The organism is Actinobacillus minor NM305 (assembly GCF_000175195.1).
GTDB classification, from domain to species: domain Bacteria; phylum Pseudomonadota; class Gammaproteobacteria; order Enterobacterales; family Pasteurellaceae; genus Haemophilus_A; species Haemophilus_A minor.
The window spans coordinates 1-9,668 of the sequence record NZ_ACQL01000117.1; the positions used below are offsets into that span (position 1 = coordinate 1).

At 38.2% G+C, this 9,668-nt stretch carries 10 protein-coding genes and 4 tRNA genes; 10 read left to right on the forward strand and 4 right to left on the reverse strand.

The features are described from left to right. Positions 1-142: 142 nt before the first annotated feature. The 4 genes from AM305_RS09230 to AM305_RS09245 all read right to left on the reverse strand — a co-directional run bounded on the left by AM305_RS09230 (position 143) and on the right by AM305_RS09245 (position 534). A tRNA-Thr gene (locus tag AM305_RS09230) sits at positions 143-218 on the reverse strand. A gap of 3 nt (positions 219-221) precedes the next feature. Continuing rightward, positions 222-296: transfer RNA gene (locus AM305_RS09235), tRNA-Gly, on the reverse strand. 42 nt (positions 297-338) lie between these two features. Continuing rightward, a tRNA-Tyr gene (locus AM305_RS09240) sits at positions 339-423 on the reverse strand. A gap of 35 nt (positions 424-458) precedes the next feature. Next, positions 459-534, reverse strand: a tRNA-Thr gene (locus AM305_RS09245). A 246-nt stretch (positions 535-780) separates the two neighbouring features. On the opposite strand from AM305_RS09245, the gene coaA reads away from it, so the two are divergent. From coaA to AM305_RS09295, 10 genes are all read left to right on the forward strand, one after another. Further along, on the forward strand, positions 781-1,731 hold the full coding sequence (coaA, locus tag AM305_RS09250; RefSeq protein WP_005825278.1) for a type I pantothenate kinase: 951 nt from the start codon (positions 781-783) through the stop codon (positions 1,729-1,731). Positions 1,732-1,768: 37 nt separating this feature from the next. Then, positions 1,769-2,314 carry a DsbE family thiol:disulfide interchange protein gene (locus AM305_RS09255; protein ID WP_005825280.1) on the forward strand — a complete coding sequence of 182 codons (546 nt, stop codon included), beginning with the start codon at positions 1,769-1,771 and terminating at the stop codon, positions 2,312-2,314. Continuing rightward, complete coding sequence (locus AM305_RS09260) at positions 2,314-2,778, forward strand: cytochrome c-type biogenesis protein (protein WP_005825282.1); 465 nt, start codon at positions 2,314-2,316, stop codon at positions 2,776-2,778. The genes AM305_RS09255 and AM305_RS09260 overlap by 1 nt, the downstream gene beginning before the upstream one ends. Next, positions 2,775-3,683 (forward strand): c-type cytochrome biogenesis protein CcmI, encoded by a 909-nt coding sequence (ccmI, locus tag AM305_RS09265; RefSeq protein WP_005825284.1) that lies wholly within the window; start codon positions 2,775-2,777, stop codon positions 3,681-3,683. Before AM305_RS09260 ends, ccmI begins: the two co-directional genes overlap by 4 nt. Before the next feature lie 54 nt (positions 3,684-3,737). Further along, positions 3,738-4,328 (forward strand): molybdopterin adenylyltransferase, encoded by a 591-nt coding sequence (gene mog, locus AM305_RS09270; protein WP_005825285.1) that lies wholly within the window; start codon positions 3,738-3,740, stop codon positions 4,326-4,328. A 6-nt stretch (positions 4,329-4,334) separates the two neighbouring features. Next, positions 4,335-5,033 carry a thioredoxin domain-containing protein gene (locus AM305_RS09275; protein WP_005825287.1) on the forward strand — a complete coding sequence of 233 codons (699 nt, stop codon included), beginning with the start codon at positions 4,335-4,337 and terminating at the stop codon, positions 5,031-5,033. Between the two features lie 10 nt (positions 5,034-5,043). Continuing rightward, on the forward strand, positions 5,044-5,742 hold the full coding sequence (gene mtnN, locus AM305_RS09280) for a 5'-methylthioadenosine/S-adenosylhomocysteine nucleosidase (RefSeq protein WP_005825289.1): 699 nt from the start codon (positions 5,044-5,046) through the stop codon (positions 5,740-5,742). 144 nt (positions 5,743-5,886) lie between these two features. Next, positions 5,887-7,221, forward strand: coding sequence for a 30S ribosomal protein S12 methylthiotransferase RimO (gene rimO, locus AM305_RS09285; protein ID WP_005825292.1), 1,335 nt, complete (start codon positions 5,887-5,889; stop codon positions 7,219-7,221). Positions 7,222-7,239: 18 nt separating this feature from the next. After that, a complete protein-coding gene (locus AM305_RS09290; protein ID WP_005825293.1) occupies positions 7,240-9,219 on the forward strand; it encodes a UDP-glucose:protein N-beta-glucosyltransferase in 1,980 nt (659 codons plus the stop codon). A gap of 169 nt (positions 9,220-9,388) precedes the next feature. Then, on the forward strand, positions 9,389-9,592 hold the full coding sequence (locus AM305_RS09295; RefSeq protein WP_005825295.1) for a glycine zipper 2TM domain-containing protein: 204 nt from the start codon (positions 9,389-9,391) through the stop codon (positions 9,590-9,592). The last annotated feature ends 76 nt before the right edge of the window (positions 9,593-9,668 follow it).

Here is a 9,668-nt window from a genome sequence, read left to right on the forward strand (position 1 = left end):
TTTGTACGTTCAAATTTTTCTTTAGACATTTTTAAAAAGTCCCTCTAAACAAACACGGTTACGATGGTACTTTACCACATTAACCAAATGTAGAAATTAATTACTAACTGTTTAAGGAAAAGATGAAGATAGAAAAGATAAGTGGTGCTGATAGGCGGATTTGAACCGCCGACCTCACCCTTACCAAGGGTGCGCTCTACCAACTGAGCTATATCAGCGTTTGGAGCGGGCAGCGGGAATCGAACCCGCATCATTAGCTTGGAAGGCTAAGGTAATAGCCATTATACGATGCCCGCTGTTCTAAATTCGTCTGTCCCATAGGAATTCAATTAAAGAAATGGTGGAGGGAGAAGGATTCGAACCTTCGAAGGCTGAGCCAACAGATTTACAGTCTGCCCCCTTTGGCCGCTCGGGAATCCCTCCACGATAATTGAATGCTCGTTTACGTTAAGCTAGAATGGTGCCGACTACCGGAATCGAACTGGTGACCTACTGATTACAAGTCAGTTGCTCTACCTACTGAGCTAAGTCGGCGTTGCGTTGTCGTAAGCAAGTGATGTGCATTATAGGGATTTTTAAAAACCGTGCAAGCATTTTTTTCAAAAAATTTAAAAAAAAACGTTCTTTCGATTATTTAATGATCCAAATGTTGAATTTTTGTAACTTTTAAGGCTTTTTCTTTGAATAAAATCCCCTAAAAACCCTTTTATATTGTATAGTTCGCACCATTACATTTGCAAAAAACCGCAACGTTTTCATTACAAAACAGAGATTTTGGCCATGAGCCTTGAAAAAAATAACAAAATAACACCTTTTTTAACTTTTAATCGTGAACAATGGGCAGAACTTCGGAAATCCGTGCCGTTAAAACTCACAGAACAAGATTTGAAACCTTTATTGGGCTTTAACGAAGATCTTTCTTTAGAAGAAGTTCGCACGATTTATTTACCGCTTGCCCGATTGATTAACTACTATATAGAAGAAAACTTAAAGCGCCAGACAGTATTACATCGCTTTCTTGATGTTGAATCGCCTAAGGTTCCTTATATTATTAGTATTGCGGGAAGTGTATCGGTCGGGAAAAGTACCTCTGCACGTATTTTACAAGCCCTGCTTTCAAATTACCCTAACGAACGCAAAGTCGATTTAATTACTACTGATGGCTTTCTTTATCCGTTACAGACATTAGTCGAGAAAAATTTACTCAAACGCAAAGGCTTTCCAGAGTCTTATGATATTCACCGTTTAATTGAATTTGTTTCCGATTTGAAATCAGGTAAAACACAAGTCAAAGCGCCCATTTATTCGCATTTGACCTACGATATTGTGCCGGATCAATTTAATGTTGTTGAACAACCTGATATTGTCATTTTAGAAGGCTTGAATGTTCTACAAAGTGGTATGAATTATCCTTCTAGCCCACACAATGTCTTTGTTTCTGATTTTGTGGATTTCTCTATTTATGTTGATGCAGATGAAGATCTCTTAAAACAGTGGTATATTGATCGCTTCTTGAAATTTCGTCGAAGTGCATTTTCTGATCCAAATGCTTACTTCCACCACTATTCAAAACTTTCAGAAGATGAAGCGATACAAACTGCTTCAACTATCTGGGATGAGATTAATGGGCTAAATCTCAAAAAGAATATTTTACCAAGCCGTGAGCGTGCGAACCTGATTTTAGAAAAAGGGGAAAACCACGCGATTCAAACGGTAAAATTGCGTAAATAATTTTGTAAAAAAATCACTAAAAACGACCGCTTATACGATGAAAAAGAAATTATTACTTCCTTTAATTATCTTCTTAGCGCTTGCTATTACTCTAATGGTTCAATTAACCCGAAATGCGCAAGGTGAAGATCCGAAAAAATTAGAATCTGCTTTAATTGGCAAAAGCGTTCCTGCTTTTAATTTAGAATCAGTGCAAGATGAAAAACAATTCATCGACCAAAATGTGCTTAAAACAGGTTCACCTCGTTTATTAAATGTTTGGGCAACTTGGTGCCCGACTTGCTACGCGGAACATGAGTACTTAACACTTTTAGCTAAGCAAGGCATTGAAATTGTTGGTGTCGATTATAAAGATGAACGCCCCAAAGCAATGAAATTTCTGATGACTTATGGTAATCCTTATAAAGCGATCATTTACGATCCTAAAGGTTCGTTAGGCTTAGATCTTGGCGTATATGGCGCACCTGAAACCTTTATTGTAGATGGTAATGGTATTATTCAATACCGCCACGCCGGCGATGTGAATGATCGTGTTTGGAATGAAGTGTTAAAACCGATTTATGAAAAATTAAAGGCAAAATAATGAAAAAGTTATTCTCTCTTTTGATTTTAGCTAGCAGTATAGCAACAGCTGCCCCTGTGGAATTCAACCAATTCGATAATCCACAACAAGAAGCGGATTATAAAACGCTCATTGCGGAGCTACGTTGTCCGCAATGCCAAAATAATAACATTGCAGATTCCAATGCGACCATTGCAACCGATATGCGAGCAAAAACGTTGGAATTGCTGAAACAAGGGAAAAGCAAAGACGAAGTCGTTTCTTATATGATTGAACGATATGGCAATTTTGTGACCTATAATCCACCAATCACACCTGCTACTATTTTGCTGTGGGTAATGCCTGTCTTGCTGATTTTATTTGGTATCGGGCTTGTTTTAAGTCGTAAGAAAAAAACACAAGCGGTTGGAAATTCACAATCTGTTGCAAAATCAACGATTGATCAAGCTCGTTTAGACAAAATTCTTAATAAGGACGAAAAATGACTTTTTGGATCATCATTGCTGTTATTACTCTTGTTGTTTGCCTCGTAGGTTTTTACCCTTTATTCAAAAAAAATACGCTCGAGGCAAAACACCAACGCGACCTGTTAAATAAAACGTTTTATCTTCATCGTTTAAAAGAGACAGAACGTGAGGTTGATGAAGGTATTATTGAAGATCATTCGCAAACCCAACTTGAGCTTCAACAAAGTTTATTAGAGGATATTCCTGAAACGGCGACAGCCTCTTCAGAAAGTAAAACGGTAATCCATAAAGCATGGTTTATTCCCCTTTTTATTGGGGTTGCCGCAATCAGTACCGCTTCTTATTTTACCGTAGGCTCATGGCAAGCAACTTCAATGATTGAGATGACACATAAAAAACTCGATTATTTTTATGAGCGCATTAAAGATGAAGAGACCAATCCACTTTCAGAAGCAGAACTAAATCAGTTTGCCATTGCCTTACGAGCGGAGCTACAAGAAAATCCGACTAATGCTAAAGGCTGGTTTATGCTCGGTCAGGTCGGTATAGCAAAAGATGATGGGCAACTTGCCTATGAAAGCTATGGCAAAGCCGCTCAACTTGAGCCTAAAAATTTGCAATATAAATCAAGCTACGCCCAACTTTTAATGCTTTCGCAAGATAAGGCAGATAAAGAAAAAGGGAAAGTCTTACTCAAGGAGTTGATTCGTGAAGATCATACAAATCTAGACGCATTAAGTATGTTAGCCTTTAATGCCTTTGAGGAAGAAGATTTTAAAATGGCTGCCATGACTTGGGGCATGATGTTAAAGCTGATTCCCGAAGATAACCCTAGACGAAAAACCGTTGAAAAGAGCATTGATATGGCAATGCAAATGATGAAAGCACAGGAAACGCCACCTCCTGCACCAGAGAAAAAATAATCATAGGCGGAAATCTTTTCCGCCTCATTTTTAACTGTAAAAGAAGTAAGAAAAATGACCGCTTTAAGTAAAGATAAATTAAAAATTGGTTTAGTTTCCGTATCGGATCGTGCCTCTCAAGGCATCTATCAAGATCAAGGCATTCCGGAATTACAGGCTTGGTTAGAAAGCGCTTTAACCGCTCCTTTTGAGGTTGAAACTCGCTTAATTCCTGATGAGCAAGCCGTTATTGAGCAAACACTCATTGAGCTTAGTGATAAACATGCTTGCCATTTAATTTTAACCACGGGTGGAACTGGTCCGGCAAAACGTGATGTTACGCCCGATGCGACCCTTGCCATTGCAGATCGTGAAATACCCGGTTTTGGCGAGCAAATGCGTCAAGTAAGCCTCCACTTTGTGCCTACGGCAATTTTATCTCGCCAAGTAGGGGCTATTCGTGGCGAAACATTAATCTTAAATCTTCCAGGACAACCGAAAGCCATTAAAGAGACCCTTGAGGGCGTAAAAGACGAACAGGGTAATACCTTAGTTCGTGGTATTTTTGCCGCCGTGCCTTATTGTTTACAGCTCTTAAGTGAAATTTATATTGAGACAGCCCCAACGGTTTGTGAGAGTTTTAGACCCAAATCAGCAAGAAGATAAATGTGTATGACATTAAGATCGCTATTTTATGGTTTATTTGGATTGTGGCTTTCTACTGCTGCCCTTGCAGATACAGCAACGCCAGTAAAGGAAACCGATTCAAATTTGCAAAAAACGGCTGAAAAAGAACCGCTTTTTAAAGACGGAAAAGGCTTTTATACCTATAAAAAGCCATTAAACATTACGCTACCTAAAGATGGAAAAGTGTTAATCCAATACTTTTATCAATATGGTTGTGAAGTCTGCTCCCATGGTTTGGATTATCTCAAACTGTACGCAGAACGAAATAAAGACAAAGTGATTTTGCAATACTCGCCGAGTTTCGCAAAAGGCAATGCCTTTACCGGTAAAATGCATGCGACTTTTTCGGAATATGGTCGTCCTGAATTAAGTGAGCTTTACTTATTCGACAGCCTTGATCGTAAAGATAAAGAGAGCTTGACGGAAAATAACGAGGCAATCCAACGTTGGCTTAAACGAAATGGTATTGATATTGCTAAGTTCTACCAACTCTTTACATCAGTTCAAGTTGAAAAACGCATGGAGCAAGATCTAAACGTTTATCGTCAATACGAACCGCCAGCATTTACACCGATTGCGATTTTAAATGGTCGCTATGTGTTATTAAAAAATACACTGTATAACGATGACTATACTTATGCAGTATTAGATTTTTTAGTCGAAAAATTACAACAAGAAAAATAAGAGGAAAAACATGAAAAGTAAAATTGGAATTATTGGCGCAATGCCTCAAGAAATTGAAATTTTGCGTAGCTTAATGGTCGAGCCTAAATTAACCGAAATTGCCGGTTGTAAAATTTTTGAAGGTAAAATCAATAATCGTAACGTCGCTCTATTACAATCAGGCATCGGTAAAGTTGCTGCTGCACTCGGCACGACATTACTATTAGAACTTGCCAAACCGGATATGATTATTAACACAGGCTCAGCCGGTGGATTAGATCGCCAATTAAATGTGGGCGATATCGTGATTTCAAACGAAGTCCGCCATCATGACGTAGATGTAACAGCCTTTGGTTATGAAAAAGGGCAACTGCCAGCTAACCCAGCAGCCTTCTTACCGAATATGCAATTAGTGGAAGTTGCTCAAAAAGAAGCACAAAAAGCGGGAACTAATGCGATTATCGGTCTGATTTGTAGTGGTGATGCGTTTATTAATGGCGCAGAAAAACTTGATCAAATTTGTCGCGATTTCCCAACCGTTGCTGCCGTTGAAATGGAAGCAGCCGCTATAGCACAAGTATGCCATGCCTTTGGTGTACCATTTGTTGTCGTACGAGCCATTTCAGATGTTGCAGACAAAGCTTCCCATCTTTCCTTTGATGAGTTCTTACCGCTTGCGGCAGAAAAATCCTCTGAAATTGTACTTGCTATGTTAAATACATTAAATTAGTACTTCTATCTTCAGAAATTTACAAAACTTTATGCAAAATTGACCGCTTATTCTCACATTTTTACGATAAGTTTTGTAAAATAACCAAACCGAATACCACTACATTTTGTAGTGGTCTTTTTGAAAGATCAAATTATTATTTTTATGAAAAATTCAACTCCCAATATTGGTTTTATTAGTCTCGGTTGCCCTAAAAATTTAGTGGATTCTGAGCGTATTTTGACTGAACTCCGTTCAGATGGTTACAACATTATTCCAAGCTATGAAGGTGCGGATCTTGTGATTGTAAACACTTGCGGCTTTATTGACAGCGCAGTACAAGAATCGCTAGAAAGCATAGGTGAGGCTTTGGAAGCAAATGGCAAAGTCATTGTCACTGGCTGTTTAGGCGCAAAAGAAAATCAGATTCGCGAAGTACACCCTAAAGTTCTCGAAATTACCGGGCCACATAGCTATGAAGCGGTCATGAAGCACGTTCACAAATACGTGCCAAAACCAGAATATAATCCATATGTAACTTTAGTGCCAAAACAAGGTGTTAAATTAACACCGAAACACTATGCTTATTTAAAAATTTCAGAAGGCTGCGATCACCGTTGTACGTTCTGTATTATTCCTTCTATGCGTGGGGATTTAGATAGCCGTTCTATCGTTCAAGTTTTAGATGAAGCAAAACGTCTTGTGGATTCTGGTGTAAAAGAGTTATTGATTGTTTCACAAGATACTTCTGCTTATGCTTTAGATAAGAAAAAAGAAGAAGGCACTAAAACCGTGTTCTGGAACGGCATGCCAATCAAAAATAACCTTATCACGCTTTGCGAGCAATTAGGCTCAATGGGTGTTTGGGTTCGTTTACACTATGTTTACCCTTATCCACATGTGGATGACCTTATTCCACTAATGGCACAAGGTAAAATTTTGCCTTATTTGGATATTCCGCTACAACACGCAAGCCCAAAAATTCTAAAAGCAATGAAGCGCCCTGGTTCCATTGAACGAACATTAGAACGTATTAAGAAATGGCGTGAAATTTGCCCTGAATTAACACTGCGCTCAACATTTATTGTTGGTTTCCCGGGGGAAACAGAGGAAGATTTCCAAATGTTATTAGACTTCCTAAAAGAAGCGCAATTAGATCGCGTTGGTTGCTTTAAATTCAGCCCTGTTGAAGGTGCTGTGGCAACAGAAATGGCAGACCAAGTGCCGGAAGATGTTAAAGAAGAGCGCTTCCACCGCTTTATGCAATTACAACAAGAAATATCAGCACAGCGCCTACAACAAAAAATCGGTAAAACATTAGCCGTAATCGTTGATGAAATTGATAACGAGGGCATTATTGGCCGTTCAATGGCAGATGCGCCTGAAATTGATGGCGTTGTCTATGTTGATAATCTTTCAGAAATGGAAGTGTCAGCAGGACAAATTATTTCAGTAACAATTACCAACGCAGATGAATACGATCTGTGGGGAACTTGCTAAATATTATAGGGACTTATTATGTCAGAAAATAACAAACCAAGCGTGATTCGCTTTGAAAAAGCGGTACAAGCTAAGCAATATGAGAATGCATGTAACGAGCTCTTAGCGATATTAAGAAAAATTGATAGCAACTTTGGCGGTATTCAAGATATTGAAATTGATTTTCCTAACCAAATTAATCAACTGGAACAAGATAAAATCGTGCATTTTTGTACCCGTATGGCAGTTGCTATTACGGCATTATTTGAAGATCCTGCACTTGATTTATCTGATTCTGGTGCGCAAAACTTCTTCTCTCTACAACGTTGGATAGCATTAATTTTTGCAAGCTCCCCATACATTAATGCAGACCATATCCTACGTACGTATAATAAAGCAAAAGATCCTCAAGACCCTAATAACATTGAGCTCGCACCAACGAAATCAGCGCTAATGAAGTTCTGTATTTTATATTTACCAGAATCAAATATTAATTTGAATTTAGATGCGATTTGGAATATTAGCCCTGAAATCTGTGCATCTCTTTGCTTTGCATTACAATCACCTCGCTTTATTGGTACACCAGCGGCATTTGGCAAACGTGGTGCAATTTTACAATGGTTCCCAGAGAAACTGGCACAACTCCAAAATCTCAACAATGTTCCTAGCAGCATTTCACATGATGTATATATGCACTGTAGCTACGATATTGCGGCAAACAAACATAATGTGAAAAAAGCATTAAACCAAGTTATTCGCCGTCATTTACTTGAGGGGAAATGGGAAGATAGACCAAATATCAAGCATATTGGTTATCGTAATGGTAAACCGGTAATGGTTGTATTATTAGAGCATTTCCATTCAGCTCACTCTATTTATCGTACTCACTCAACCTCAATGATTGCAGCACGTGAGCATTTTTATCTCATTGGTTTAGGTGGCGATGCTGTTGATCAACCTGGACGTAATGTATTTGATGAGTTCCATATCGTCCAAGGTGACAATGTTTTTGAAAAACTGCATTTTATTAAAAATATCTGTACTGAAAATGGTGCAGCAGTGTTTTATATGCCAAGTATTGGTATGGATTTATTACCTATCTTTGCAAGCAACACTCGCTTAGCACCAATTCAAGCAGTAGCGTTAGGTCATCCAGGCACAACACATTCTGATTTTATTGAATATGTCATTGTAGAAGACGATTACGTAGGATCTGAAGAATGCTTTAGCGAAACATTATTACGTTTACCTAAAGATGCACTACCTTATGTGCCATCAGCTCTTGCTCCAACCAATGTAGAATATCGCTTACGCGAAAACCCAGAAGTGGTAAATATTGGCATTGCTTCAACCACGATGAAGTTAAATCCATATTTCTTAGAAGCGTTAAAAGTGATTCGCGATCGTGCAAAAGTGAAAGTACATTTCCACTTTGCTTTAGGTCAATCAAGTGGTATTACGCACCCTTATGTAGAACGCTTTATTAAGAGTTATTTAGGCGATAGTGCAACTGCACACCCACATACACCATATCACCAATATCTCTCGATCTTGCACAACTGCGATATGATGGTAAACCCATTCCCATTCGGGAATACCAACGGTATTATTGATATGGTAACCTTAGGATTAGTGGGAATTTGTAAAACAGGCCCTGAAGTACATGAACACATTGATGAAGGTTTATTTAAGCGTTTAGGTTTACCTGAATGGCTAATTGCAAACACTGTTGATGAATATGTAGAACGAGCAATCCGTTTAGCAGAAAATCATCAAGAACGTTTAGCATTACGTCGTCATATTATTGAAAATAACGGCTTAAAAACACTCTTTAGCGGAGATCCTCGTCCAATGGGGCAAACATTCTTAGCAAAATTAAAAGAATGGGCAAAGAGCAAGAAAGTAAAACTTGAAATTGCGACTGATATTGCTAAAACAGAAAAAGCTAAAGCAAAGTCATCTTCAACAAAAAAAGCGACTGTAAAAAAAGAAACAGCTACTAAATCTAAAAAGAAATAAAGCATAGCTAAAAATCAATAAAAGCACCAAAAAGCAGATTTGGTGCTTTTTTATTATTTTGATGAACATAAAACAATCATCAAATACTATTTGCTAGAACTTCTCAAATAAATACACGTCTTAGTAATGCATTTCATGCATATCAAAAATTATTGATGAGGTATTTTATATGAAGAAAGTAACCACAATTATTACTGTATTCGCTATGGCTATTGGATTATCGGCTTGTAACGGATTAAGTGAGAGCCAACGTAATACAGCTATCGGCGCAGCAATTGGTGGCGTAGCCGGAAACGTCATTGGTAACTCAACAGGGGCAACATTAGGTGGTGCTGCACTTGGTGGCGTAATTGGAAGCCAAATCAACAAATAATACAAAGCCGTTTGAATCGCTCAAACGGCTTTTTTATTGCAAAAAATTAAACAAATTTAACCGCTTATCTCCCAAT